This window comes from Mesorhizobium temperatum (assembly GCF_002284575.1).
In the GTDB taxonomy this organism is placed as follows: Bacteria; Pseudomonadota; Alphaproteobacteria; order Rhizobiales; family Rhizobiaceae; genus Mesorhizobium; species Mesorhizobium temperatum.
Window position 1 is genome coordinate 36,420 of record NZ_NPKJ01000064.1, and the last position, 26,853, is coordinate 63,272.

The 26,853-nt window shown below is 57.9% G+C and carries 24 protein-coding genes and 4 pseudogenes; 11 read left to right on the forward strand and 17 right to left on the reverse strand.

The genetic code is table 11. The features are described from left to right. The first annotated feature begins 84 nt into the window (after window positions 1–84). Entirely contained in the window at window positions 85–1,368 is a 1,284-nt protein-coding gene (locus CIT26_RS24535; protein ID WP_095494960.1) for an SIR2 family protein, read from the forward strand. 7 nt (window positions 1,369–1,375) lie between these two features. Continuing rightward, window positions 1,376–3,487, forward strand: coding sequence for an ATP-binding protein (locus CIT26_RS24540; protein WP_095494961.1), 2,112 nt, complete (start codon window positions 1,376–1,378; stop codon window positions 3,485–3,487). A gap of 236 nt (window positions 3,488–3,723) precedes the next feature. Here the strand turns inward: CIT26_RS24540 and CIT26_RS24545 are convergent, their stop codons facing one another. Continuing rightward, on the reverse strand, window positions 3,724–5,454 hold the full coding sequence (locus tag CIT26_RS24545) for a DNA methyltransferase (protein WP_095494962.1): 1,731 nt from the start codon (window positions 5,452–5,454) through the stop codon (window positions 3,724–3,726). Between the two features lie 569 nt (window positions 5,455–6,023). Here CIT26_RS24545 and CIT26_RS24550 point away from each other — a divergent pair. Continuing rightward, window positions 6,024–6,377, forward strand: a pseudogene (locus tag CIT26_RS24550) (helix-turn-helix domain-containing protein); the annotation flags it as partial. Between the two features lie 287 nt (window positions 6,378–6,664). Here the strand turns inward: CIT26_RS24550 and CIT26_RS24555 are convergent. From CIT26_RS24555 to CIT26_RS24565, 3 genes are all read right to left on the reverse strand, one after another. After that, window positions 6,665–7,903 (reverse strand): aminotransferase class V-fold PLP-dependent enzyme, encoded by a 1,239-nt coding sequence (locus CIT26_RS24555; protein WP_095494964.1) that lies wholly within the window; start codon window positions 7,901–7,903, stop codon window positions 6,665–6,667. Then, entirely contained in the window at window positions 7,900–9,393 is a 1,494-nt protein-coding gene (locus CIT26_RS24560) for a phenylacetate--CoA ligase family protein (RefSeq protein ID WP_143747903.1), read from the reverse strand. Before CIT26_RS24560 ends, CIT26_RS24555 begins: the two co-directional genes overlap by 4 nt. A gap of 97 nt (window positions 9,394–9,490) precedes the next feature. Beyond that, a complete protein-coding gene (locus CIT26_RS24565) occupies window positions 9,491–9,892 on the reverse strand; it encodes a hypothetical protein (RefSeq protein WP_095494966.1) in 402 nt (133 codons plus the stop codon). A 354-nt stretch (window positions 9,893–10,246) separates the two neighbouring features. Here CIT26_RS24565 and CIT26_RS37910 point away from each other — a divergent pair. Further along, window positions 10,247–10,444: pseudogene (locus CIT26_RS37910) on the forward strand (hypothetical protein); the annotation flags it as partial. Window positions 10,445–10,516: 72 nt separating this feature from the next. Here CIT26_RS37910 and CIT26_RS24570 read toward each other — a convergent pair. The 4 genes and pseudogenes from CIT26_RS24570 to CIT26_RS24585 form a co-directional block, all read right to left on the reverse strand. After that, window positions 10,517–11,113 (reverse strand): annotated as a pseudogene (locus CIT26_RS24570) (serine hydrolase domain-containing protein); the annotation flags it as partial. Next, the gene (locus CIT26_RS24575; protein ID WP_095494968.1) at window positions 11,098–11,286 is read right to left on the reverse strand and encodes a hypothetical protein; all 189 of its coding nucleotides are present in this window, start codon (window positions 11,284–11,286) and stop codon (window positions 11,098–11,100) included. The gene CIT26_RS24575 and the pseudogene CIT26_RS24570, both read right to left, overlap by 16 nt. Then, window positions 11,283–11,501, reverse strand: a complete 219-nt coding sequence (locus CIT26_RS24580) for a hypothetical protein (protein ID WP_095494969.1) — start codon at window positions 11,499–11,501, stop codon at window positions 11,283–11,285. Before CIT26_RS24580 ends, CIT26_RS24575 begins: the two co-directional genes overlap by 4 nt. Before the next feature lie 26 nt (window positions 11,502–11,527). Next, window positions 11,528–12,283: a carbon-nitrogen hydrolase family protein gene (locus CIT26_RS24585; RefSeq protein WP_342587037.1), complete on the reverse strand. Its 756-nt coding sequence runs from the start codon at window positions 12,281–12,283 to the stop codon at window positions 11,528–11,530. Between the two features lie 157 nt (window positions 12,284–12,440). On the opposite strand from CIT26_RS24585, the pseudogene CIT26_RS24590 reads away from it, so the two are divergent. Beyond that, window positions 12,441–13,398: pseudogene (locus CIT26_RS24590) on the forward strand (C45 family autoproteolytic acyltransferase/hydrolase). A 240-nt stretch (window positions 13,399–13,638) separates the two neighbouring features. Here the strand turns inward: CIT26_RS24590 and CIT26_RS24595 are convergent. Then, a complete protein-coding gene (locus tag CIT26_RS24595; RefSeq protein WP_095494971.1) occupies window positions 13,639–14,097 on the reverse strand; it encodes a hypothetical protein in 459 nt (152 codons plus the stop codon). A gap of 37 nt (window positions 14,098–14,134) precedes the next feature. Here CIT26_RS24595 and CIT26_RS36785 point away from each other — a divergent pair, with 37 nt between their 5' ends. The 4 genes from CIT26_RS36785 to CIT26_RS24615 all read left to right on the forward strand — a co-directional run bounded on the left by CIT26_RS36785 (window position 14,135) and on the right by CIT26_RS24615 (window position 16,705). Continuing rightward, window positions 14,135–14,536, forward strand: coding sequence for a hypothetical protein (locus tag CIT26_RS36785; RefSeq protein ID WP_095494972.1), 402 nt, complete (start codon window positions 14,135–14,137; stop codon window positions 14,534–14,536). Window positions 14,537–14,662: 126 nt separating this feature from the next. Further along, window positions 14,663–15,586 carry a glycoside hydrolase domain-containing protein gene (locus CIT26_RS24605; RefSeq protein WP_095494973.1) on the forward strand — a complete coding sequence of 308 codons (924 nt, stop codon included), beginning with the start codon at window positions 14,663–14,665 and terminating at the stop codon, window positions 15,584–15,586. 61 nt (window positions 15,587–15,647) lie between these two features. Further along, on the forward strand, window positions 15,648–16,298 hold the full coding sequence (locus CIT26_RS24610) for a hypothetical protein (RefSeq protein WP_095494974.1): 651 nt from the start codon (window positions 15,648–15,650) through the stop codon (window positions 16,296–16,298). Between the two features lie 182 nt (window positions 16,299–16,480). After that, window positions 16,481–16,705: an Lrp/AsnC ligand binding domain-containing protein gene (locus CIT26_RS24615; RefSeq protein ID WP_095494975.1), complete on the forward strand. Its 225-nt coding sequence runs from the start codon at window positions 16,481–16,483 to the stop codon at window positions 16,703–16,705. Between the two features lie 731 nt (window positions 16,706–17,436). Here the strand turns inward: CIT26_RS24615 and CIT26_RS24620 are convergent. The 8 genes from CIT26_RS24620 to CIT26_RS24650 all read right to left on the reverse strand — a co-directional run bounded on the left by CIT26_RS24620 (window position 17,437) and on the right by CIT26_RS24650 (window position 23,948). Next, window positions 17,437–17,925: a hypothetical protein gene (locus CIT26_RS24620; RefSeq protein WP_143747904.1), complete on the reverse strand. Its 489-nt coding sequence runs from the start codon at window positions 17,923–17,925 to the stop codon at window positions 17,437–17,439. Then, window positions 17,877–19,115 (reverse strand): recombinase family protein, encoded by a 1,239-nt coding sequence (locus tag CIT26_RS24625; protein ID WP_095494987.1) that lies wholly within the window; start codon window positions 19,113–19,115, stop codon window positions 17,877–17,879. Before CIT26_RS24625 ends, CIT26_RS24620 begins: the two co-directional genes overlap by 49 nt. A 2-nt stretch (window positions 19,116–19,117) precedes the next feature. Further along, a complete protein-coding gene (locus CIT26_RS24630) occupies window positions 19,118–19,624 on the reverse strand; it encodes a DUF2924 domain-containing protein (RefSeq protein ID WP_095494977.1) in 507 nt (168 codons plus the stop codon). 5 nt (window positions 19,625–19,629) lie between these two features. After that, a complete protein-coding gene (locus tag CIT26_RS24635; protein WP_245319542.1) occupies window positions 19,630–20,001 on the reverse strand; it encodes a DUF3489 domain-containing protein in 372 nt (123 codons plus the stop codon). A gap of 449 nt (window positions 20,002–20,450) precedes the next feature. Next, entirely contained in the window at window positions 20,451–20,639 is a 189-nt protein-coding gene (locus CIT26_RS36080) for a hypothetical protein (protein WP_143747905.1), read from the reverse strand. Window positions 20,640–20,939: 300 nt separating this feature from the next. Beyond that, on the reverse strand, window positions 20,940–22,784 hold the full coding sequence (locus CIT26_RS24640) for a clostripain-related cysteine peptidase (protein ID WP_095494978.1): 1,845 nt from the start codon (window positions 22,782–22,784) through the stop codon (window positions 20,940–20,942). A gap of 52 nt (window positions 22,785–22,836) precedes the next feature. After that, on the reverse strand, window positions 22,837–23,340 hold the full coding sequence (locus CIT26_RS24645; RefSeq protein WP_095494979.1) for a hypothetical protein: 504 nt from the start codon (window positions 23,338–23,340) through the stop codon (window positions 22,837–22,839). A gap of 65 nt (window positions 23,341–23,405) precedes the next feature. Next, the gene (locus CIT26_RS24650) at window positions 23,406–23,948 is read right to left on the reverse strand and encodes a hypothetical protein (RefSeq protein WP_143747906.1); all 543 of its coding nucleotides are present in this window, start codon (window positions 23,946–23,948) and stop codon (window positions 23,406–23,408) included. 346 nt (window positions 23,949–24,294) lie between these two features. Here CIT26_RS24650 and CIT26_RS24655 point away from each other — a divergent pair, with 346 nt between their 5' ends. Both CIT26_RS24655 and CIT26_RS24660 read left to right on the forward strand, forming a co-directional pair. Continuing rightward, window positions 24,295–25,473: a helix-turn-helix transcriptional regulator gene (locus CIT26_RS24655; RefSeq protein ID WP_143747907.1), complete on the forward strand. Its 1,179-nt coding sequence runs from the start codon at window positions 24,295–24,297 to the stop codon at window positions 25,471–25,473. Between the two features lie 367 nt (window positions 25,474–25,840). Next, the coding region (locus CIT26_RS24660) for an abortive infection family protein (protein ID WP_095494982.1) at window positions 25,841–26,853 on the forward strand (1,013 nt) is incomplete at its 3' end.

Here is a 26,853-nt window from a genome sequence, read left to right on the forward strand (position 1 = left end):
TGAGATGAAAAATGCGCCCCGAAAGGCACTGTCTAATTGATAAAGAAGAAGGGGCCGCAATTGCGGTTTTGGGGGGAAGGAAGTATGGACAAGAATCATTTTTATCGCGTGGGCAGCCATACCGGTGCCTGGGACGATCTCCCCACAGATCCCGACCAACTGGACGCCTTGATCAACAATGCTCGAAAGCACATCGAGCCATGGCTCTCTGCTGTATTTCAGGCCGAGCACCTAAATTTGCTGCTTGGCAGCGGGTTTACCACGGCGGTCGGTTATATCGCGGGTGTTAGAGCCACCGGAATGGGCAAGGTCTCATTCGGAACAACGTATGACACCGCAATTGACACCCACGCCCAGGCTACAGCGACGGCGATGAAAAGGGGCGCGGCCAACATCGAGGATCAGTTCCGAAGTGCATTCGCCCTGCTTGAAGGTTTGGGCGTCATCGATAAGGGAGCTGAGAAGACCCTCAAGCGCGGCATCGATACGCAAATGTCCAGCTTCCTCGCGTCACTGTTGAAGACAGAAACTGACATTGCTGTGGGAAAGGATCTAGCAGCGAAGAACGCTGCCCAAGGCGTTCTGCAATCATTCCTGCTGAGTTTTGCGAGCCGCGCTGCGTCTCGCGAACGCTTGCATATCTTCACGACCAACTACGATCGTCTGATTGAACATGGCTCGGATTTTGCGGGTCTTCGGATCATCGACAGATTTGTGGGTGCTCTGAATCCGGTTTTTCGGGCATCTCGTGTTGAAGTTGACGTTCACTACAATCCGCCCGGCATTCGTGGAGAGCCCAGGTTTATGGAGGGCGTTATCCGCCTGACCAAACTGCACGGCTCGCTGGATTGGTTCTTCGACAAAGAAGAGCGCCGGATTTACCGCAAGGGGATACCATTCGGCGCTCCCGCAGACCATACCGATATCCCAAAAGAACCAGTTGATACGGTTATGATTTATCCGAATGCTGCGAAGGACGTCGAAACGACACAGTATCCGTATGCGGAGCTATTTCGCGATTTCGCCGCTGCGGCCTGCCGACCCAACGCGGTTATCGTGACCTATGGTTATGGCTTCGGTGACGATCATGTGAATCGGGTATTGCTAGATATGCTGACGATTCCATCTACCCACCTGGTAGTCATGGCATATTCGGCTGATGATCGCCTTAAAGCATTCGTTGAAAAGACGCGCGATGCGCAAGTCTCGCTGATGATTGGGTCCCATTTCTCGGATCTTGGAACATTGGTCGCGAACTACCTGCCGAAGCCGGCGCTGGACTACATATCGGGCCGAATGACCGAACTGTTGAAGCATCGTCCGGGCGATCCGCCTTCGGCACCAGTGCCAGCAACCGGCCTGGTATGAGGCGATCATGACAACTCCAATTGAACGATTGTCCGGCCTTGTTGTCGGTGTCGTCGAGTCGGTCGCGCCTGACGAAGTCAGAGTGCTTCTTGAGTTGGACGCGCCACACTCGACGGCATTGAACACCGGAGTGCCGTCGGGATTTCCGCGCCTTAATGGATACGTGATTATCCCAAATGAAGCTGGTGCGACGGTCGCCTACATCACTTGGATTGGGATAGAGCGCTCTCCTTATCCTAAGCGTGCTGGCCTGAAAGACTTCGGTCTGATTGATCTTCCGTTTCCGCTACGAAAAATGTCGCTATCTCCGGTGGGAACGCTGACATCCCGGCGCGACCGTGTTTCGGGAATGACCAGATACGAACTCTCTCGCGGTGTCGTCGTTTTTCCGTCGGTTGGGGATCAGGTCTTGATACCGATTCCGGCACAGGTCGAAGCCATCGTCGGAGCGAAAGCCGACGACAAGCGAGTCAGAATTGGCGCCTCTCCAATGGCGTCAAACGCTGCCATCATGGTCGACCCCGACAAGCTCTTCGGCCGGCACCTGGCGGTGTTGGGAAACACTGGGAGTGGCAAATCTTGCACCGTGGCAGGCCTCATTCGATGGTCAATGGAGGCCGCAGACAGGGCCATAAAGGACTCGGGCAAAACCGGAGTGCCCAACGCGCGGTTCATCGTCCTCGACCCCAATGGCGAATATGCAAGGGCTTTCGCTGATCGAGGGGGCGAGCTGCGGTTGTTTCGCGTACCTCCGGTAACAGGAAAAGAACGGCCACTCGACGTCCCTGCTTGGCTCTGGAGTGGGCATGAATGGACTGCGGTCGCTCATGCCCAGCCCGGCGCGCAACGCCCGTTGTTGATGCAGGGGCTGCGAGAGTTGAAGGCTGGCCAGACGGAGGGTGTGCCGAGAGAGGCGCTGATCCGCCGCTACCTTGGTTCCTATTCGATCCGTATATCGGCGATGTTGAACACTGGCACACCGGCTTTCGCGGGCACTCCAAAAGCGAGATTCGATTGTGCGCGGCTTCTTGAGACAATCGCGTCAGATTGCTCCCAGTTTAGCGGTGAAGCCCTGAACACCGCGAGTGACGCCCTTGCTGCGATTGCGATCACCATCACGGGAATTGTCGATAGTCGGCGATCAGGAAATTACTTCAACGACTTCGCGATTTCCGACTTGGAGACAGCTCGGAGCGCACTGGACACGTTGGCTCAGACACTACCAGATATCGGCCACGCAACGCTCATCAACGAGGATGCGCCACAGTTCTTTGATGTCAATATTCTCGCCGAACATCTTGACCGGGTGGCGACCGAGCAAGGAGGAAACCTCGCGGGGTTTATCTCGACTCTTGGTCTGCGAATTCGTGGGATGCTCGCTGATCAGCGCCTTGGGGCGGTAATTGGACGCGATCCGCCGACTTCCTTTGAAGCCTGGCTAAAGGACTACGTCGGCGACGATGGCGCGACCAATGGGCAGATCGCTGTTGTCGACTTATCCCTCGTTCCATCCGAGATCGTCCACATTGTTGTTTCCGTTCTGGCTCGGCTAATTTTCGAATCGCTTCAGAGGTATCGCCGTGGCCATCCGACGGGACAGACCTTACCGACTGTGCTCGTGCTGGAAGAAGCCCATACATTCGTTCGGCGCGGTAAGGACGACGATGGTCCTGCCTCATCTCCAACCCAACTGTGCCGCGAAGTCTTCGAGCGTATCGCCCGAGAAGGGCGCAAGTTCGGGCTTGGGCTCGTGCTTTCGTCGCAGCGTCCATCGGAGCTTTCTCCGACGGTGCTCGCGCAATGCAACACGTTTCTGTTGCACCGCATCGTCAACGATGCGGACCAGAACCTCGTCGCGCGCCTTGTTCCGGACAATGTGGGCGGACTGCTGCGCGAGCTACCGAGTCTGCCGTCCAGGCAGGCTGTTCTCCTTGGCTGGGCAGCGCCTATTCCTGTTTTGGTGGAGGTGGATGAATTGCCCGATGCGCAGCGACCGCAGTCGGCAGATCCAGATTTCTGGAACGTTTGGACGCTGGCCGAAGAGCGAAGCATCGATTGGGGCGCTGTTTCGAAAGCATGGTCGGGCGCTCCTCCGATGCAAAAGCCGGAGGAGGAATGAGCCGCATGCTGCACACCACTGATTGGCATATCGGTCAAACGCTGCGCGGATGTTCTTTGTGAGCACTAAGGCCGATCGTTGCCATTGACAAACTGGTCTGTTGGAAGGGCTGTGGTCTCTGATGGAGGCATTTAAGATCCATATCGTGGGTAATGTTCGGCGGCGTGACAGACGGGTCGATGCAGCACGTCATCTCGAGCAGTCGCTCTTGGCAGGCAGCGCCAGAAAATTGCTTGCTATCCTTCGGAAGGTACCTCCGCGTCGATACGCCTCCGTTCGCGGCCAAACTTCATGAAGCGAGGATCGACAAACTCTCCCTTTATTTGCGCTGGGGCGTCTCCAGTGTGAGGGAGTAGTAGTTCCAATTGATCGCGTGGGTTGCTTCGACGAGTGGGCATGTGACGTTCCGGGCGCGGGATCGGAGGTAGCTGCGGGAGCCGTCCATCAAGGATATCCTCGATCGTGACAATCTGCATCCTAGGTAGTCGGCCGTGGGCCGAACGCCTCACGAAACCCGCGCGGGCGGCTTCCATGATCATCGGAGCGGTTGGCTCGACCAGCGTAATCATGATGCCCATTTCAGCTTCTTCTCGTTCAATTACACCGCGCAAGTCCCGCATCATCTGAACGCCAATATTCTCACCGCCCTTTACCGAAATGATGATTTGACCATCGCCGTATGGGCCGTTCTTGTACCCTACTCTGCCATCGATCCCCTGATCGGCGCCTTTCTTTTCGTCCCGCTGATAGCTTTGTGCGCCTAACAGCCATGCCGCCCACCATTGGAACTGATGTTTGTCGCGCTGTGCAAGTTCGCGCGCACCTGCGAGCGTGGTCGGTCTCCCGTGGACTTCGTAAACAGCGCCAGGGCGCCAACGTGCAAGCCGTTCTTCAATTAGCGTGACCGCGTAGTGGGCAACGTCGATTCCAACCCATTGCCGGTTAAGCATTTCGGCTGCGTCTACGGCCGTGCCGCACCCGCAAAAAGGGTCAAGAACCACGTCCCCTTCCTTGGACGAAGAACGCAGGATCCGTTCGAGCAACGCCAGCGGCTTTTGTGTCGGGTAGCCAAGCCGTTCTTTGGCAGTCTGGTTCAACCGATCAATGTCAGTCCACACGTCTCCGACAACAACCTGCCGCTTGGCAGCGTCGAACGGTTTGTCGGCTCGACGACGAGGCCAACCGCCATTCTTCGGCCAATGGATCAGCCCAGCTAGATCCCATGCTTCCATCTGGATGATATTGTTCCCCCAGTGACGGCCGAGCTTGGTCGGATTGAAACCACGCCACGCTCGACCGCTTTCACCCTCCTTCGTAATTCCTGCGCCGGTTAGTTCATATGTTTGGTACTTTTCGCCATCCAACCCTGTTATCAGCGTGTGAGGCAATTTTGCCGCTTCGCCGAGGACTCGTTGAACATTAAACGTGGCCGCCTCCGGCGCTGAGTACATTAAGAGGGTGTCGTGAACTCGTGGCCACTGGCCGGTAGTGCTGCGTGAATTGGTTCGCTTCCAGATAATCTCATTGCGAAACCAATCATGGCCAAAGGTCGCGTCCAGCAGGATTTTGAGATAGTGGGACGCCGTTGGATCGCAATGCAAATAAATAGACCCATTGGGCTTCAACACACGTTGCAGCTCAACGAACCTGACAGCCATCATGGCGAGATACGCCATCATTGCGTTCTGGTCGCCAAGCCACCGCCGGATACCCGCTAGTGCCAGACCAAGTTTTCCATGATTGCGAACGTCGTCATAAGCCGCCTCGGCTGCGGCCCCCCACTTCCATGTATCCTTGAACGCCTCAACCTGCGCATCGGCTTCGTTCATAGTAGCGTTCGGCTGGAAGAAAACATTGTAGTTACTGTCCGATTTAAACGGAGGATCGAGGTATATGATATCGGCGCTCTCGTCCCTTATTTTGTTGCGCAGTATGTCTAGATTGTCGCCGTAAAAAAGCTTATTCATAGCCGCGCATCCCTATTCGACAATGCCAAATATGCGCGCTTCCCTGTTAAAGTAGCGTTCTCTTATTACTAATAATTGGTTAATTTGAAAACATTCTCTACGTCATTTAGCGCATAGCGATCATATGCTTTAGATTGGCAACAGGAAGGACACTCAGAGGACTGACGTTGTAACGACATCTTTTCCAAAGGTTCCACGAGCGGGCAAATTCTTAGCGGTGTTCGGCGGTGTCTGGCGCATGTCCAATCTACTGAATGGCAGGGGGTGCACCCGGCTCAAGCCAAAGAGCGGCCCAGGGGCGCGCCCGTCCGCGCCGGCTTCCCGATTGCGAGAAGCCGCTGCCGCTTCTCCGGCGCGAAGTCGAGCCTCGCGTTCAATCGCTCTGCAAGATTTCTACACAGCAAGCGCCACAGGGTTGAGCCCCGCAGTCCGCCTCGGACTTCGTCAGACAAATCCGTATGCTGCGTATAGTTTTTGCACTTATACCAGCGGCACTGATTTCTGACTCGCGGGTCCAGATTCCTCTGCGGGCTGATTTATGATTCCTTTGGGGCGAAGGAGATTCGCCCATGGGATCAGCAGTTGAATTGCGGACGGACTATTCGGCCTCGGAGCTTCGCCGGTTGGCTCGCGCTTCACAGGACGCGCGACAGAGCAGTCGGTTGCTTTCGCTAGCGGCGGTGCTTGACGGTATGAGCCGAGCGGACGCCGCCAGGATCGGCGGGATGGATCGCCAGACTTTGCGCGACTGGGTGCATCGCTTCAACGAAGCCGGGCCGGAGGGGCTCAAGGACGCGTGGTATGGTGGTCCCGAGCCGCGGCTTTTACCAAAGCAACTGGCAGAGCTGGCCGAGATTGTCGAAATCGGTCCCGACCCGGCCGTCGACGGGGTGGTGCGCTGGCGGCGCGTCGAAGCCAGAAGAACGGCATCGTGAGGCAATGGGCAAGGCGGGGCACAAGGCCGCGCCAGTCAGCCGACCGACGGCCTTGGCCTCGGCTTCAGGCTTTTGCCTTGGAGGCCATCGCTGGACAATCGGCTCGGAAGTCTCGTCGCCGGTGTCGCGCGGACCGACGGGATCAAGTGAAGTTTTGGCAGGAAACGAGGACTGGGAATATGACTAGAAGTTACCCGGTGCAACTCTGGAGGTGAACGGCGCGCTCTCGACGGGCTTGCTATCAAGCCCATACTGCCGGCCCGCTTTGATGACGTTCATGAAGGATACGCCGTGGTCACAGACCTACGGCCGCCCAAGACGCTCACGATTTCACAAAGAGCTTGGGCCGCTAAGTTGATCTCCTCGACGCTGTTGTAAATGTATGCGGACAGACGGACTGCTCCTTGTTCGAAGCCCTGACCATCAAATAGTGGATGCGCACAGTGAAACCCTGACCGAGTCATCACGCGAAAAGTATCACTGAGAGTCCGGCAAATAACGTCTGACGAGATACCCCATCCAATTGGAACGACCGAAGCAATAGGAATCTGGAGTCCGGATGTTCCTGCCATGAGGATGCGCGCATCTGCGAGACCGTCCAATGCAGCGCGCATAGCCATACTGAGTTCGCGACCATGCGCCGCGATTTGGTCGCGTCCGAGATCGATGAGGTACTCCAGGGCTGCGCCTAGACCGATTGCACCGGCAATATTGGGCGTCCCAGGCTCCAGCCTGCTCGGCAGACCCTTCATGGTGTAATCACGCAAACTCACCCTATCGACGGTACCCCCGCCTATGACAAGCGGCTCTAGACACTCAAGGGCCTCTCTTCGCCCCCAAAGCACACCTGTTCCCGTTGGGCCGAGCATTTTGTGGCCGCTGAATGCCAAGAAATCGCAATCCAGTTCTTTCACGTCTATCGGGAGGTGCGGAGCAGCCTGGGCTGCGTCGACTACAGAAATAACGCCGAATTCGCGAGCAATCTTGCATAATTTGGCAGCGGGACTGACGGCGCCGTTAACATTTGACACCCATCCAAACGCGATCACTCGGGGGCGGTGAACCTCAATAGCTTTGCGAACTACATCAGGATCCAGCGGCTCGAGGGGGTCCCCGTCCACATATGCGATTGTTCCGCGTCGCATCCAAGGGAGCAGGTTGGAATGATGGCTATTCGGCGAACAAAGAACGGTGTCCTCACTCGTAAGACCTAGGCCCGCGGCCACCATCCCCAGTGAAATGGATGTGTTCGGCGTCATGATAACACAGGCTGGTTCTGCGCCGATAAATCGGGCAACTAGTCGACGAGCAGCCTCATAATGATAGGACGCCTCCTCCGATATGGTACTTGTGCCTCGGTGAACGTTCGCAGTGAAATCAGTTGAATAAGCGCGCTCAGCGTCAATCGCCGCACGGGGCTTCAGCGATGTGGCGGCCGAGTCGAGATAGACCAATGGAATCCCATCGATCGTTCGCGAAAGCATTGGAAAGTCCGCCCGAATAATCGGGTTCATGGTATCTCGCACGTTGGCAGCCGAGTTTGAACCGTGCCGATCTTCATCGATGGGAGCGGATCGATGCGCGATACAGGTCGATATCGCACCTTGTCGGGTTCGATCAAATGCTTGAGCCGTGTTGACAGTTCTCCAACTTCGGGCGATTCGCCGGCCGCAGGAACAACCTCAATTTCAAATGACGCCGAACTCGTTTGAGATAAGCGGTAGAAATCGAGCCAGTCGGGCGTGCCGACAGCATCATCAATTTCTGCAGCAGTGACCCATCGTCCTCTCGACCTGACTAGGTCCTTTGAGCGCCCGTGATAATCGATCGTAGGCCAGTCCGAAAAGGCGCACGAACAAGTTCGCCCTGTCCAAGCGGCAACATCGCCAATCAAGTAGCGTACAAGCGGTGTCACAGTGTCAAATGTCGTGATGGCCACCGCGCCTGGGATACCCGGTTGACACGGTCCAGATTGATCGATGATTTCGAAATACACGACATCGGCCCGAACATGTAGGGAGCCGAGGTGGCATTCGATGGCAATCCGGTTTTCTTCGGACGCTCCGTAGTCGTTAAACACCGGAGCAGCGAATGCCTCTCGGATATCGGCGATCGCTTTTCGAGTCGCGAACTCGAAACCACGCTGGATAACGGGGATTGTTGGTAACTTAATTCCATCCCGTTTTGCCGCGCGCACCACGCATTGCAGATAGAGGGGATCAGCTGCGAGAATGCTCGGTTGGAACCGTTCGACGTCTTCGCAAAACGACTTGAGAATTGGCGTTTCAATTGCAAAAGGATCGTTGGTTGTCCGCAGATATAGGTCAGGAGAAATCGAGGATCGCCTCTCTTCAAACGTTCCGGCCGCGCGTCGGCACACCATGGATGCGCAGACCGGTGTAGTGAAAAATGCCGTGCGAGGCTGTTTACCTCCAATCGGAACGCCGAACAGGTCGTCGCTTCCGAACGGCAGGCGATCTATAATTGAGCGTGTGACAATCTGAAGTCGCTCGTCGGTTGAACCACTCGTCGCTAGAATTGTGAGGCTTCCATCATCGAGGCCAGCCCGAAGGTCTGTGCTCGTGGGGATCAGTCCGTTTGGAAAATTCGCGCGCAGATCCTGCTTGCGTAGGTAAGGTAGGCCTTGAAAATCTTCGAGCGAGGCAAGACGGCGGGGATCGTATGAGGCTGCACGTTCGCAAAAGAATGGAATCTCCCGACGGATGCGAGCCATCAAGTCGCGCAGGCGGTCAAGAAGCGGCGGCTCAGATCTCCTAAGAGCACCACGCTGCCTGCGACGCACCTCCTTGAGGTCCGCAGCGGGCTTTGCCAGACCCATCAACGATAGCTTACTCCAGAGGCGATCTCCGTCAGGCCCAGGGCTTGTCATCGCGGGGACATCGCCCGACCGCAATTCAACGGCGAACCCGGTTTGCGTGTCTGTCAGCTCGATTCCGTCCGGCAATATCGAAGCTTGAACGCCCTCGCGCAGTGCCCGGTTCATGTGCCAAGACGCCAGAGTGCGCTCTTTATCGGACGCGGGTATCACTCGAGCATCCCTCCAACCAATGAGTAATGCTGAGGCTTAGCGCCGTTGACATCTAGCGCATGACAACACTGGCTAGCACCGTGTTCTTGATCATCATTGTGTCGCCAGCGATATTTGTGATTTTCCCCTCACCGTATTCCACAAGACCGGATGCGATATGCCCGCTAAGGCGGGTGACGACGGCGTCTAACTTCAACTGAATTCGGACTCCTGGGAACTCTTGATCCAGAAATTTGATAGGCATGGCGCTGTCAGCAACGTCAACAATGTCTGTTTGATACAATTCAAATCGCACGCCAGGTCCTGATGCTTCTGACATGAAGTACAATCGCTTTGGATCGGGATGGGCGAACAGTGCGCCCTCTATCCACACAGAGCCCTTCTGCGTTTCGTTCTTGCTCAACCAAGATGGCATATCCCATTGATTGATATGCTTTTTGGAAAGTTTGGCCACGTTTTCCTCCTCCCCGGCTCCTTGCTTGCAAGGTTATAATAAAACCCTAGTCTCTTATGCAGACGCGATAACGAATAGCATGCGGGAGACGAATATTCCACTCGGGAGCGCGTTCTCTTGCATCTTTATTTGCCAGAATTCCTCTTTCTCTGATCACATAGCCGCGCCAGTTGCGAAACTGTGAGTCGACCATATTCGACGTTGGGTGACGCTGGAGATGTCGTCGCCGGCAGGCAATTCTACGCCGGAGCGCGAAGTGCGGTTATGTCGCCAGTTTCTTCTTGCCTATTCGGAATCCCGATACACCTCCTGATGGCTCCTGATTGGTTTAGCTGAGGGGTGAAGATATCGCCGATGACAAGGATACTTTGGAGCCAGGTCTTTACCATCCTTTCAATCGTCATTTTCACCACTTGGTGCGCGACACAGTGGACGGCATGGCGGCTCGGCTTCCAGAGTCAGTTGGGCGCGCCCTGGTTCGAGTTTGCTGGCCAAGTCGTCTATCCACCCCCTGCATTTTTCTGGTGGTGGTTTTTCTATGATGCCTACGCCGCTAAACTCGTGGCGTTCCATCATGGTGCGCAACGTGGCGGATTGCAGGATCTGGCCGCGGCAGAGACCATCCAGCACCTTGGCCTCATCAATCGATGTCCCGATCAGGCAACCATGATAGACCCATCGCGGATCGTAGGTCCGGACAGCGGACCAGAACACTTCGCGAAAGTCCGTGGGTGTCATCGCAAGCCGAGCGGACGATGCCTGTAAGGGTTCAAGCACCAGTTCCCGAAGAGCTGCCGCCAAGGGCAGATCAGTGGCCTCTTCGATTGCCTCCCGGACAAACATGTAGCCGATATTGCTGTAGGCCCAGCCAGTCCCGGGTGGAAAGTCAAGCCGGTCGGCGTCCGCGGCCGTTAAGAGGTGCTCGCGGGACCAGGGGATGTCGTTGCGGGCGACGGCGTCATGGTAGGCTTTCAGCGTTCCATAATCGGGAACCCCTGCTCGATGCTGCAGGAGGTGCCGGAGCGTGAAGGGCTTATCTGACCGAGACGTATCCAAATCGAGCTGACTCTCTTCGACCAAGCGCAGGGCGCCGATCGCCAGCACGGTCTTGGTGAAGCTCCACCATGGAAACAGGCCAGAAGCTGACCCGGCGACGCCTGTAGCTCCATCATCCCTGATCCAAGCCGAATGAAAGATACTTTCCCTCACGGAGCGAGCCATGCCTCCGTCTCGACCCGCCTGGCGAGGTAATTCGCCTTGACCGCCCGCCTGCCTGCATCCCGGATGCGTTGCAGCACCTTCTCGGCTTCAGCCTGAAGCAAATCACAGAGCTTGGCGAGGAAGGCGCGTTCCGGATCGTATTTGTGCGTCACGACCTCCGGCATCGTCTTCATCGACTTGACTCGAAGCGCACTGCGGCCGTGCCGGCTCGCGGATCGAGATCCGGGATGCAGGCATCGGCAGCAGACTCCTGCCCAATATGATGTGGCGCATAGAGGCTCCCATCCGTTGCGGACGCACGAAACCGCCGAACCATCTCGAAGAAACGATCCTGCCCGGGATCGTCGGCGAGAGCGTTCGTGACGAACGCGACCTGATCGCGGGACATCGGCTCGCCGGCATGCCCGCTGCGTTCTATCCAGAAGCTCGGAAAGTTCTGGCGCGGACGACAGGAGTTGGAGCAACTGACCGCATATTGATGGATCCAGGCATAGCTCCGCAGCAGGGCTGTATAGCGTGCGCTTCGATGAGGTCCCGTTGGACATTGTCGCTGACGCAGGAGTGAAACACCAACTCGACGTCGCCGGCATAGGCTTGCCAAAGTTCGGGAAACGCCCAATCGAGACAGATCAGGAAGCCGCAGCGTACCCCTTCAATATCAACGGTGAGCTGCCTATCACCGGGGGCAAAGGCGCGGAGGTCGTTCACCGAGCATCGCCGCTTGTCGTAGCGGCCCGCGATCTCGTCCTGGCGATCGAGGACGAGCAGCGAGTTGGTCGGCCGTGATTGCGAACTGACCCGGTGGACGGAACCGATCACCACCCAGATGCCACTCTCGTGCGCTTGGTTCCGCACAGCCTCGATTGCCGCATCCACCGCAAACCAGGAGAAATTTTCCCAATCGGGCCATGAGGCCGGGCCGTAGCCGGAAAGGGCGCATTCGGGGAAGTGGGCGACGTTAGCACCTGCGGCAGCCGCCCGCTGCATCAGGTTCAGAATGTGCTGGAGATTCTGATCGATGTCGTGCTCTACCGGAAACCTGGCAGGTGGCCACCTTAAGACGGGAGCGAGCGCCTGTCGCCGAGGGTGGGGTGTCCCAAGTGTAGTCGCCCTGCCACTTCGCCATTGCCGCCTCCTTCGATTCGGATCAGACAGCCACCTTAGCTCGATAGCGGGGTCTGTGGGATAAGCAGCGGGTCGATCCTTCCCGTTCGCGAAGGTCGCGGAAGGGTCGACCCTTCACGTTCCTGAGCAACGGAGATGGGGGTGGGAACGACCATTCGGGACGGCGTTGCCGATCCACCCATCTATTGGCTAAAGTCGAACCATGTTGAAACGTTTCATCGCCGCGCGGGAGGATCTACCTGGAAAGGATTGGTTCGCTCGCTTCACAGCCGGGCGGGTGGAGGCCGAGAGCTGGTATCGCGGACAAGGCTTGGCGTTCCCGCCGACTGTCGATGATTGCAGGGCCGCTTTGCATAAGCACATGCCAGAGTTGATGCCGCATTATGACAGGGTTTGCGCGCTCGTTGGTGACGACGATTTCGCCCACCGGATGCTGAGCCATTACCGCCCACCGCCAAGCACATTCGGCTGTACGCAGGCTGTCTGGCTTGGAGAGGAGGGGCCGGCATTGGTCCGCAACTACGATTTTCCGCTCGATATTGTTTCCGATCGGTTCGAGATGACCGCGTGGTCCGGCCGTAGGTAATCTCCAAGGCGCAGCGGCCTTGGGGAGGCTGCCTCGACGGCATGAACGAGGATGAGCTAGTCGCCACCTCGGCGGAAGCCGGGCACAGGGCCTTGGTTTCTCGATCATTCTTGTGATCCGCTACGTGCTCGAAACCTGCCGCCGGGTGGACCAGGCCATCGAGGCGCTATCTCGGATTCCGGTCGCGCTTTCCCAGAACGTGACCGTGCTCGATCGGTCCTGTGACTATGCGACCCTGTTCCTCGGCCCTCACCGGTCCCCGATTGTCTCGCGGGTGAAAGCATGCGCGAACCATCAAGAGTGTGCCGCTGCAGCGGCTGAGTCGATCGAACGGCAGCAGGTCGCGTTGGAGGCGTTGGACGACCCCGCCATGTCGCTGGAGGGGTTGACTGGTTGCTTTCTGTCGCCGCCGCTCTACTCCCGCCAAATTAGGTCCCCGACCGTTTATACCGCCGTCTACCAACCGGCCGATGGACGTGTCGATTACCTCTGGCCAGGAAAAAGCTGGTGCCAGCGCTTCGACCAATTTCATCCGGGCGAATACACGCACGACTACGGCGCACTCCTCCATTAGTGCTCCGCCGCTCCAATGACAGTGAGGTCAGTCTTTCGCGTTCGGCAAGGCGTGGAAGGATGCGAATGGGGTCGAAAGGAATGCGAAAATTCCGCGATTTTCCTGGTAACCTACGCTCGCCGAAAAGGCGCAGACCGAGGAAACCGGCATCACACCGGATGAGCGCCGAGCCGAAATCACCGCCGCCTATGAGTCTTTGGACACCGCCGAAGCCTTCCGCACCGCGCTTGAGCAGAAAGGCTATATCCTCGCCAAAGGCGACAGGCGCGGCTTTGTGGTCGTGGACAAATTCGGAAGCCCGCACAGCTCACGCGCTACATTGAGGGCCACAAGGCCGGCGCGATCAAAAAGAAGCTCGCAGCGCTCAGGCCAGAGCAGCTGCCGTTCGTCGATCAGGCGAAGGAAATGATGCGCCAGCGCGCGCAGGCGTTCGACGACGTGTCTGCTGATGCGTCGGCCAAGGCGGACGAGCTTCGGGAGCAACAGGACCGAGAGCGCGAGCGGCTGGAAGAGACGCGCCGGGAAAAGGAGAAGGCGCAGGCCGAAAAGCAAGCCGCACGCCGGCCGGAAATCCAGCAGCCCGAGCAGGAATTGCTGGCAGCAGGCGGCGCGGCTTGCGCTGCATGCGGCGCAGAAGTCGGAAAAGGAAGGTCTGCTTTTCCGGCTGCGCCGTGCGGTTGCCGACCTGATCGCGCGCACGCCCGGTCTGCGCTCCGTCCTCGGTCCCATCCAGAAATTGACGCACCTCGATCCGCGCGAGCGGCACCAGTTGGAAAACGATGCGCTCGCCCACCGTCACGCGCGCGAAAAGCTGGAGATCGAGCGGCGCAAGCGGTTCCAGTCACGCATCGAAACGAGCGAGCGGCTTTCACGGGAGAGGGCGCTGCGGCGTGAGCAGCGGCTGCAACAGGAAGCGAAGCTGGAGCGGGAGCGTACGGCGGAGCAGGCGCGCAAGATAGATAACGTGGCGATGCAGGATTTCTACGACGCCGCGCGCGATCAGGGTTTGTGGAAGGACAGGAAGTTTGAAGGCGGCGAACTGAGCGAGAGCTTCAACGATGCGGCGGAATTTGAACAGGGCGCGAACGGGTCGGGGGACGACGAGTCACGGGCTGGCCAACGACGGCATGGGCCGTGAGCGTGGCGAGGAGCGAGCGCTCTAACCCAATCACGGCTACATTGCCAACCTTTTGGAATGCTGCCACTATGGCGAGCGGAAGGATTGGGCTTTATACTGTCCCGCTAACGAGGGGGAGGCGGCTCCGTGACTACGCGCCGGCAATTCGTCTGTGGTTCCTCACTGGCACTTGCTTCGGCCCTACCCATAGGGCGCGCGGATGCAGCCACTCCTCCGGATACTTCAGCAGTCAACTGCGATGAAAAGAAGCCTACTCTCGGCATCGACATATACAGTTACTTTCAAGACGCTAACGAAAGAGCCATTCGCAAGAATAATTGCCGACTGACCTGCCTTTATTTAACTCACTCCATCACCAAAATAGATCACGAATGGATTTCAAAGAAGGATTATCTAGCCGAGCGAGATTGGGGCTTTCTTCCAACCTACATCGGAAGTCAGCGCGACAGTCCTGCAGAAGCAGATGGAACGCTGCACGGCGAATCGGCTATAAAATTGATGAAGCAGGCACAATTCCCACGGGGTTCTGTCGTCTACTTCGACATAGAGACTCCTAAACGTGCTGGCGGAAAATACGAAGCATACCTTCGCGCTTGGATGAAAGCCGTTTTAAAGGGGGGCTACTATCCAGGCGTCTATGGCTCATACCTAATGGTTCCATGGTTAACCAAGATAACAAGCGCCATATGGACTGTTGAACTTCCTGGAAACACGCGCGCCACCCTAGAGAGCGCCGCCCTTCAATTCAACAGGAACGTACTGCGCAAAAGCGATCAGACCGGAGAACAGGCCTTATCAGACGTTGGGTCAAGCAGTGAATTCTATGATTTTCTTTTCGAGCAAGGCATCCTTGCTTACAACCCAAAGCAATTTCCGCAAGGCATTATAAGACAGGGGTGCATTGCCACCCAATATCTCTGGGAGCAGGAGAACCTCCCAGGACTCCCACCCAAAATGTCTTTCGATTTTGATCGCTCGTTGGTAGCTGACCCGTCCAACGCTCCGAGTATCGCCGTCGCTTTGGGAGTTCAAGACCTGATCCGCATCTGAATGGCTAGAGATAGGTATCGGACCCGAGTATTGCACTAACCACACAAAAGGGGAGGGATTTATGGCACAACTGGGCGCGTCGACCGTTGCGGAGTCCCAGGCAACCCGCTCAAGGTCGGATGGAGACGTTATTCCGAAGCTAATCCAAATTGGAAGCGACCCTAAATGCATCAAAAAGGTCCAGGCCATGGCCGCCAAGACAATGAAGGCAATCGGTTATAAATACCCAAAAAAAGCCTGCGCTGCAACGCTGAGCCATTTTCTTAACGAGGCTGGAATCAACGTGCCTGTGACAACTGGTGCGCAAAATCTCGCAGATAGGTTGAGAGTCAACCGGCACTGGGATCGTATAAAAGTAGGAAAGCAACAGCCCGGCGACGTTGGCGTCTGCTACAGTATTGCCAACGACGTTCCTGGCGCGGACCACGTCTACTTGGTTGTGGAGCGTAAAGACAGCGACTTAATGATAATTGCCGACAATCAAGCGCAGGGGAAGACTCACACGAGGTATGCGAGTGGAAAAGGGGGGAAGACGCCGACCGAGTATTTCTTACGAGCGCCGCAAGCGAGTATATTTGGTGAAGAACCGGATGAAGAGAACGACGAAGATAGCTGGCCTGACGAGGACTCGAACGACCTGCCGGAGCCCTTTATGGACGACGGCTCTCCACGACTGATGGATGAGGACGGTTCCCCGCGACTCATCGATTAAGTTTTTTTTGCTGTGAGGGCGTTGCGCGGGGGCCTTGCCGCTCGCGGCGGCGCTGCCGTTGCCGCCGCCAAGGTGCAGGAGCGCTCAGAACGCCCAGAGACCATTCGGCGCTCCGACGTCCGTCCATACGTTCCGATCCTCACCAAGGGCTTGTTCCGCTCTCCCCCGATTGCGGCGGGGACATGCGCCCGGCGGCCGTCACGCAAGGCAAGAGGAAGCTGCCTCAGATCGTGGATTGCCATCTTCTGGCGGGCGACAGCGACTTCCTCCTGCGTGTCGTTGCTCCCGACCTGGAGGGCTACTGGCGCTTCCAGATCGAACACCTTGGCCGCATCAAGGGCGTCAGAAACATCAAGACCGAAATCCCAATGCAGAAGATCAAACACTCGTGGGAAGTCCCGGTTTGATCTGCACAGTGCCCATCGAACGCGTCCACGTATGGCCAGCTGACCATCGGCGTGATGAAGTCACAAAGCGCCTCCGGTTTTTCGGGTGGGACAGTCAAAGGAAAATACGAGAAGCCTACGGGAACAAACGATTGTCCCACCAACGTTAAGTCTATGATTTTAGAGATTTAGATCGGCTCGCCCCTAGCAAAACGTTCATCTAATTCCTGGCGCGTTGACGAGTAGGTTAAGCTGGTTGCGAACCCCCGCAACCACCTTAACCTGCCGAACAAGAGCGGCCGTCCAATCATCCGGGCGGCCGTTCTGCTTTCCGGCTTCAAGGCAAGGTGGTTGCGTGTCCGCGATTTGAACCTGCCACGCGGCCCGACGCGTAGTCGCTTCGGGGGTTGCAATTGAATGCGAGCTAATGGCCGGCGTACGGGACCATACGGAACGATACGGGAAGAGTTCTGATTTTGGCCCACGAAAAAGCCAATGAAATCAACGTTCCTGGCACATCCTCCGGGCCCACCATTCAGTCCGCTGGATTTCCGGGTTTTTCGCCCGTCTCAGAATAGCTACGACATTTCCGTGGGTTAGCGCCGAGTAGTGGCCAACACTTGGCTGAGGCTCCGCAGTGAGCGTCCAAAACACCTGACTTTTGGCCGTCCGTCTCTGTCGGGCGAATTCCGTAGCCAAGTGTTTGGCAAAGCGATGGTTGGCTGATCAGCCAGATGCACGCCGGATTGGTGTCAGAAGCCGAGGAGTGCAGTCTGGCTGGTCCAGGCGTGTGGCAGGTCAGAGACCCGCGAGAGTCTGTGCGCCGTCAGTTGGACAGGCTGATCACCGGCAACGATGCTGGCCGTTATTTTCGGAGCGAGGAACGCGAAGGGAAGAAGTCGGCTCACCTCAGACGTGTCGGTGCCGTTGAGCATGGCAACGTCGGTGAGGCTGCGGTTGGCTCCGTCCGTAAGTTGCTCCAGGTAGAGGCGGGCTCGACGCACAAGGTCGATCAAGGCGCCATCGGGTTCTCGGCTGATGCTGGACCCGTCTGTAAGCACGATCCGCGTCTCGACACCGCGCCGCTTCATACCGATTGGACATTCGATCGAAGTTACTGGGGCGCTATCGTTGGGAGGCAGAGTACGGTCGAGAAGCAATTCCGATAGCGAGCGGCGATCGAGTTCGATCGTCAACGATCCGGGCTTGAGGGTGATCCTCCGAACGATCTTTTGAAGCATAAATCGCTTCGCTTCCGCAGTGATGCCCAGCACGACCGCATCACTTCTGCCCGCCGCATCGCCGACTGAATTTCGCCAGCATCGGCCCATTGCTGAATCCAACCAGACAGTTGGGCCTGATCACTGAGAATTCGATTCAGGCGATGCTCAACAACTGATTCAAGTGCGGGCGCTGGAAGACGCCAACCCGATGACCCTTTCCGGCGTTCATCGATGAACTGTTTTGAGACATAGTAGCGGTAGCGAACACCTTCTTTTTTCGCGTGAACCGACCGCAATTTCTCACCCGCTTCATCGAAGAGCAGACCGGTGAGCAAATGAGGTTGCGTGACATTGGAATCGCTTCGCCGCCGCGGCGCCTGCGCGGCGAGAAGTGCCTGAGCCTCCTCGAACGTGCCCGACGTGACGATCGGCTCGTGCTCTCCATCGTAGATCAGATCCTTGTGCTTGATCTTGCCGATGTAGATTGGGTTCGAAAGCAGGTGGTAGAGATTGCCGCGACCAAACGGCATGGTGACGGCAACAGATCCGTCTTTGCGTTGTCGCGTCCTTGCCGAGAGCCCGTCACTCGCAACGTCATCGACAAGATCCCGGACCGACTTCAGGGCGAGATAGCGATCGAATAGGTGTCTAACTGTTTGCGCTTCGGTTTCGTCAATCGCCAGCTTCCGGTTGTCGACGCGATAGCCCAGGGGCACCACGCCGCCCATCCACATGCCTTTCTTCTTCGATGCGGCGATCTTGTCGCGGATACGCTCTGCTGTGACCTCTCGCTCGAACTGGGCAAAGGACAGAAGCACGTTGAGCGTAAGCCTGCCCATCGATGTCGTGGTGTTGAACTGCTGCGTGACCGAGACGAACGAAACAGTGCTGGCATCGAAGATCTCGACGATCTTGGAGAAGTCCATCAGCGACCGGGTGAGGCGATCGATCTTGTAGACGACTACCACATCGACCTTCTTATCACGGATATCTTGCAGGAGACGCTGCAGGGCAGGGCGCTCCATCGTGCCGCCCGATATGCCGCCGTCATCATAGTGGTCTGGCACCAGCTTCCAGCCAAGACCTACTTGCGAAGCGATGAAGGCCGCACAAGCTTCGCGCTGGGCATCGAGTGAGTTGAACTCCTGATCCAATCCCTCTTCGGTCGATTTTCGTGTGTAGATGGCACAGTTGAGGCGAGGCGTCATCGTCATAGCCCAAAGAACCTCGGGCCAGACCAATGGGCGCCGGTAATGCGGCGGGCGACAGCTGACAGCGATCCGTACGTGTTGCCGTCAAGCACGAAGCCGTCGTCGACAACTTCGACGATGTGCATTCGGCCATTCCACTCCCGCATCAGGCGGGAGCCGACTTTTGGCGGAAGAGATCTTAGCGACGACTTCAATGCCCTATCCGATGACGCTGGCCGGGCTAATGGAACTCCGTCCTGGCGATCCGGCCCACTATTGCTCGGGCGGATAGCATTCGCGTTGGTCCTACGCGTGGTGCCTGTCCCGAGTGTTTTCTTGAGGGTCGAAGGCAAACCACCCAGTCGCTTGGCCTGGAGATGCCAGGTAGCTGACCGTTCAAGCAACCCACGTTTGACCCCTTTGGGTGGCGGGCAGCCATAAGCCCTCGCCCAAGCTGCTGACAGTTCGTCGCGCGTGAGATCGCCGACCCCGGCGATCTCACCATCCAAATCAAGTCGCTTGCGCATCGAGGTCAACCGGCAGTCTTCGTCTCGACAAGGCGATATCGCCGCTGTCCGTCCTTGCCCGTTTCGCTGAGGACTTCGTGGCCGAGCTTCTTCTTGACGGTGCCGGAGAGGAAGCCCCGGACCGAATGCGCCTGCCATCCCGTCGCATCCATCAGGGTTTGGATGGTAACGCCCTTGGCCGACTTCAGCTTTTTGAGGACGATGTCGGTTTTGGTCGCCGCCGCGGGCGCTTCGTCCTTGGCTTTTTTGTCCGTCATCGAGGCCGTGCCGGATTTCTGGCGCAGCTTTTGGGTCCTGGTGCTCTGGTCGAGCTTGGATGTCGTTTCGCCCGTTTGGGGGTCGGCAGCGGTGGTCGTGATGTCAGTGAGGATAGCCATTTCAAATCTCCGTCAGGTTCCAAGTCCGGACCATTCCGGCGCTTGTACTGACCGAAGCCCGCTGTCCTGGCGGGCTGGAGATTCTGCTCGGCCTAATCCGCGGCTCTTCTGCTGCGCTGGGAACACCAATGCTTCGTTGCCGTATGAAGTCCAGTCGAATGTCGCTCCTAGTGGTTATTCGACAGGTTCCCCGAAGGCAGCTTTGCGCCCAATGTCGGCCGTAGAGACCAGCTTTGCCGCTTCCTGAAAGCCGACATCGCCGGCAACGACGCTAGAGGTCGCGGTTGCGCCAATTCCCGACATTGGCACTCAGCTTTGTGAGTGTCGCGATCCGACCCTTTTCGAGACGTCCATTGTGCCTACAATAAGGGTCATTTTTGGGGTGGCAAGCGTTGGGTCGGCGATACTGGCGACTGCTTCGTTCGCTTCGAGGTAGTCTCCCGCCGCGGTCACTGGCGACCGATGGCAGGAACCGTTCGCTCATCCGCAGGCAATCGGGCGCCCTTATCTAGCGCCAGAGTTTGTTGGCGCCGTGACAACAAAACGACATACGCGGCAGGCGTCGGCTCCGTTCTGAGTAAACCATCGGCACCAGGTTCGCACGCCACAATCCGGCAACGGCGCAGCAGGATCTGCATCGTCCGCTCCTAGTGCGGCAGCCCAGTCTGCCACGCTGCATCGGTTCCCTTTCCATTGAGCGCATCGACCGTGCTGACATGTGCCGGCGAATCGGAAACGGGCTTCTGGAGTCCGTCCACGATGGCAGGTGTCCACAAACGGCTCGTCGATGGTGCCAACGTCAGGCGTAAAAGCGATCGAGCCGTCGTTTTGCACAATCCCTAAGAGCTTCGCCCCAACCTCGCAGGGGTAGGAAGGACACAAGGGTGGGGAGGCGGGGCGGCGCACAGGTTACAACACCACCTCGATTTCGAAGCCGATCATTTGAATTCCGCAACAAGACCAAAGATTTCGCCAGGATCAGGAATGCCAGGGCGCCAATTGGGGTGACCCGGCAACCTTGTCGTGAGGTCACTGCCTGGAATGCCGATCTGCCGGACGCCGTTGTTGTCAATTCTGGCAATTTCCTGCATCACAGCACTGCGAATCGCGGCGTCAATCAGCGTCTTTGTGGCATCGTCCAGCCGAATACCTTGCACAACGGCATGGAACTCGAGATCGTCGCCTATTGGACGTGGTGAAGGGCGTGTCGACGTGCCGTCGAGGCCCGCAATCGGGAAGGGCTGGATGTTCGGTAGGGTCGGCTCAGTTGGTGCCCGACTAAGAACTGCAATTCCTGTGGGCAGCGATCCGCCGGTAACTTTGCTGCCGGCGGTCTCTGCGAACGCTGAAAGCGACACGACGCTCGCATCTATCAACGCGTCGACCTCCGCCAATTTACCTAATACAGTGCGCTGGACCAGCCGCTTCAGGCGGTCCCGCGTGGCTTCGTCGATCGGCAGCCCACGCAGCGAAACGACGAATTCGACGTCGCCTTTCGGTCCAAGCACCTCTCCAGTGTCTGCCGAGATAAGGCGAACGCTTTCGCTTGAGTAATTGTAAAGCGCATCCAGAACTGCGATCCATCCAGTCAGGCTGGGGAACTGCAGACGCATATAATCAGGACGGTTCGTACCGTAAACAGTTGCCGAACCCGGCGCGAATAAGGAAAGACCCATCGCGTTCCGATAATCGCTGCCTGTCACGCGGGCAATTACCGAAGATCGAAACAGAGCCTCGGCGGAGCGAATATCGCGAGCGACAACCTCGGGCAATGACGGTAGCGCAGTTATGGCTTGGGCCAGAGCGCTGACGTCGGCAAGGTTGCCCGCCGAGTACTTCACCACAGAAACACCCGCAATGCGAAGCGCTGCGACGGCGGCTTCGGCATTTGCGGCACTGTCCCTAATCCAATCGAGAAACCGCGTGCAGAAACTGCGGAAAGTCGATAATGCTTCCCCCCAATTCGGGCCCTCGAGGTCGACGGCAACGCAGCTGTCGAAGGGTTGCGTTGGCTGAAATTCGTTGGCAATGGCACATGCCATCGTTGCGGCATCGAATTGACCGCCGGCTTCGGTTAACCGTCGTGCCGGACCGGCCAGATCAATACCAGCGGCGGACAGTTCATCGATCGATCCCACGACCATTGCCACTGAGCCGCGTAACTCTTGCAAGATCTCGATGGAGCTCATCAGGCAAGCGTCGAAAACGGCGACATCGATCGGACGACCGAGCTCGCGACTAACGCGTTGGCAAACCGCGCCCAACTCTACGTTTGACAGGTAGTCACGGTGGTGCCCGTCCAAAAGGACAGCGCGAGCTGTCGCGGCGCTCGAGCTTGCAGCCGGGCCGAATAACGCACGGGCATGACGGATGGCACCCGGAACCGGCGGCACGGCCGACGGGCTTCTTGTAAGCTCCGATCTACCGAGCAACTCGTTAGCTTGGGAGTCCTGCCAGGCAAGGCCGTGACCCGACAGAACAAGGATCGACCGGGCCGCAGGACAGATTGCGGCACTCCATTCAGCGAAATCCAGCAAATTCGCTGGATCACCGACGTTGACGTTGGGTATTGAGAGGATTGGCTGCAGTCCGCGCGGATCAAGCACCGAGCGACGGGATTGGGCACCGGTAGCATCCAGTTGTGCTGTGGCGGCCACGATGGGATTCGTGCAAACGCGTTCAAGATTGCCAAGCTGCCGCTCTATATAGCCGGATAGCGCTCCCTCACCGTCTATAGCTTCGCCGGCGCCATATACCATAATGCTTACTGGCCACTCGCCCATGTTTCGCCATCCGTCAACTATGTTGTGCAGGAGGTCTTCGCGCCAAATGAAACTACTTCGGCGAATCTTCGATTAACGACACAACCTCGCCAATGCCGACAACGATCAGGCCGAGTGCCGCTACCGCGAGGCCTGGGCCGCGTGTCGACACTCCTTGCAAAGATTCTTGCAAAGCGTCTAACTTAGCCTCGATTGTGTCAGGCTGCTCTGTCGAGAGCGCGATACTAAGCAGCCCTGGATTGACAGCGCCAACCCCCTTGCCGTCAACAAAACCTGTCAAGTAGCTGATGATTGCAACCAGTTGACGGCGACCTTGCATAGATTGGCCCTCGTCGCTGCTATGGCCATTAGTGCGGGCGGTCTTCAGTGCGACTGCAGCCGATCGCAGCATACGGCGGTCGCCTTCTGTGAAATCAGGTGGGTAACCACGGGTATCTGGCTGGGCGCCATTCTTAAACAATTCTTGGATTTCTTTGATTTGCCACCAACGAGGATCCAGCAGCAGGCCGGCTTGCGGATCGATTATGTCATTGATTAACGGAATTTCCCTAGGCACAGCGAATCTCCATGCTCAAGATTGAGCTCTTTGCCTACAAACGAAACGGCTCCAAGAGTCTTTGTTTACTTAGGCGCTGCCCACGCCAATGCTTCTGTGATAAGGCCCGTCTTTACCATGTCCCACCCAATTTCCTTTATGGCTTGGCCCACACGGCCCCGCGTCTCCGTAGTCAGAGCGGTCACCAAGTCTGCTTCCAACTCGTCGAGCAGCAGGTTCATGTCTGGCTTCATGTTACCAACTATCAGCAAGTCGAACCCGCTGTCGGTCGCGGCCTTCGGCAATAGTCCCCGCGCGTCGAGAAAGCCTGCGAGATAGCTGATCAACACGACAAGACGCTGTTTGCCACGCTTTGCAACTTCGGCGTCTGGGCTTTTCGCTTCTACTTTGGAGGAGCGGAGCAGGTTAAGAAATACCTGTAAAGAAATCCGGTCGGACCCGGTTAAAATGTCAGTCTGATCGTCTGTCGTGGTGGACATCTCCATGGATGGATCGCCATTCGCCAGTCCAGAAACGGCCTGGAATTCATCCGGCGAAAGCGGACCTAACCTTGGGAGCGACCCAGTCAGCCTCGCAGAGCGGTTGGGGACGACATTTACAGTTTCCATGATGACGATGCTCCAAGAGACATTGAGATGAGCCCAAGTGACATTGACATTGCCTCGGCGAAGTCCGGAGCGATTTCATATTCCGGATTGGAAAAGGGTGTGCCGTCGTGACAGGCAGCTTCGCCTTTGCACGGCTTCGATTTGTCCACGGCACCAAGCATCGCCAGACTCCCTAACCGCAGTTCCAGGCCTTCCGCCTCCAACGAGCGCGTGGCAACGCACCCGGTAACAAACGAATTGATCTCACACCTGGGGCGCTGGCGCATCGGACGTTCGTCCTATATCTTTCACGCTTCGGTTGCAGGCGTTTGAAGGGTTCGGCGAGAACTCAGGCGGGTGGGCGCTGATGGCACGAGCAGATGCGATTCTTGCGGCAGTGCAGCGCATTCACGAGGCGCCACTCGCACCTGAGGGCTGGACGCGTGCGTTGCCGTCGATCGCCGGCGCCCTGCGCAGCGAGCACGGGATCCTGCTGGTCCAGAATGCGAGCCGGACGACTGAGCTCGCCGTTAGCTTCGAGATGACTTCGGAGCAAATGGACGGCTTCGTGGCAGCGGCACACGTCGACTCCGCGTTCTGGGGAGCCATCCGCGGGGTGCCGGTCGGGTCCGTGGCGCCGACCTCGGCGCTTCTCTCCGACCGCGAGTACGCTCGGACAACCTTCTATAACGAAGGCGTCCGGCCGCTGGGCGCCTTCCATGGCTTGGCGGTCTCGCCGCTGCGCACGCCGCAGCGGTTCGTCCACATCTCAACCGGCCGCCGGCTGGGCCGCCAAGATTATGACTCCAAGGACATTGCGGCGCTGCGGATGCTGGCGCCGCATCTTGTGACCGCTCTGAAGGTAGCCCACCGGTTGGCTGCTGCCGATCTGCGCGCGGCGGGCGCGGGGGACGCGCTCGATCGATTGGACGCCGGCGTCATCCTGGTCGATGCGGCGTCGAAAATTCTGTTCGCGAACCAGACCGCGGAAGCGATCCTCGCCGGCAATGACAGCCTCGGCATCGATCGGGACGGCGTCTGCGCCGGCAGCCGCCGCGCAACCTGGGTTCTGCGCCGGTTGATCGCGAGTTGCGCTCAGGTCACGATGGCCAACGGCGGACCTGGCGGAAGCATGGTTATCCCGCGCGCGGAAGGGGGCGGACCCCTGCGCGTTGTCGTCGCGCCGTTTCGAGCGGACACGGCGCAGATCGACACGGCTTGGCTCGGCGCTGCGCGGCCAGTGGCGATTCTCATGATCACCGATCCCGAACGAGAACAGCGCGTACGAAAGGAGGACTTGCGCCGCCGGTTTGGGTTCACGCCGGCGGAGGCCGACGTCGCATTGGAGATTCTCAAGGGCGACGGACGCGACGCATCCGCTGCCAGGCTCGGCATCGCAGCCGCAACTGTCAGGACGCATCTCAGCCATATTTTCGAAAAGACCGGCTTGCACAGGCAGGCCGAACTTGTCCGGCTGCTGATGCAGCGCGAGCGCGAGCTGACGAGCACTGATGGCGGCCTAAAAAAGCTAGACGGTGATTTTTGAAACTAAAGCCAGAACTGTTCCCGCGAGTTCAACATGGCCTGCATAGGTCGTGTCTGGGCCCTTTCACGACCTTCTCTTGAGAAAAAAGAAGGTCCGGGTTGGGTCAGTCAGGGACCTCGGACCTACCGGATCGAATGTCCGCTATCGCTTATTGGACGCCCGAAACTGCCGGTCGGCAAACGACCCAAGTCGGCCGCTACGATGCTCGTTGCCGTTGCCCAAAAAGCGGACGCTCGACTGCGGCGTCGGGTTGGCCGCCTACAGAAGCGGACCTACGGGAGGCCAATTGTGCCCTTTCGAAGGCCTTACTCCTCATCGCAAATAAACCGATATAAGTGTCTGCGCTTACTTGCTGTAGAGTTGGTGCATGCGAATCGAGCTCTCAGAGCAGTCTATTGATGCGCTCGCCGAGATCATCTCCGGCGGCGCCGCTACCGGCTATGAGCCTTCGATTGGCCTATATCGGCAGGGCTGGCGGCTCGAAGCCTGGTTCAAGGGGTTCGGTGTCCCATTCGACGTCAAGGGTGAGAGCCGGCTACCGGCCACAAAGACTGCGATCCGCGGAGCCATCTTCATTGACACCGGTAACGGCGAACTGCTGAAGCGGATCATTGAAAGCTCTGCAGATCCTCGCGACTTCATAAGGGAACCGAAGCGGCTCTCGGCCGTCGTCGAGTATCTCAACAAGCATTTGTTCTACGACGGCCTGAAGCTCGAGCGGGCGGGTCGCACCATGCGCCTGGTCGAGATCGCCGAGACCGCCCCCGTCACCGGTGAACTATCGGCCATGGCTGCCGGCATCGACTTCGACACCGCCAGCCGAGATCTCGATCGCGCCCTTCGCGCGGGCGCTGACGACCCGGAGATTGCCGTCACCGCAGCCTGTGCTGTCGTCGAAAGTGTGTGTCGGTCGATCCTGGTCGAGCTTAAGATCGACTTCCCGGCCAAGCAGGATATCTCAAGCCTCTATCGAGCAGTCCGAGATCCTCTGGGCCTTGATCCGATGAAGGAAGGTCTGGCGCCAGAGATCGTCAACGACGTGAAGGCGGTGCTCTCTGGGCTAATGACGGCGGTACAAAGCATTGGCTCGCTTCGAACCCACGTCGGCGGTGCGCATGGCAAAGAGAAGGGCTTCCGCCGGATCGACGCCGCATCGCCAAACTCGCCATCCACTCGGCGGCCGACAGTCCGATTCCGGCCCACTTATGACGCTTTCTTTTGGCTTGTCGCGGAGCGGCAGCTTTCGGCCCGGATACCTTATCTGCCACGTCTCGATGATGAACAACGCGATCGCAGACGTTTTGGACACATGGAGCGAATAGCGGAAGTTGAACTGGAAAGCGCCATATGTGTCGGATTGGCCCACATCATACGACGTCA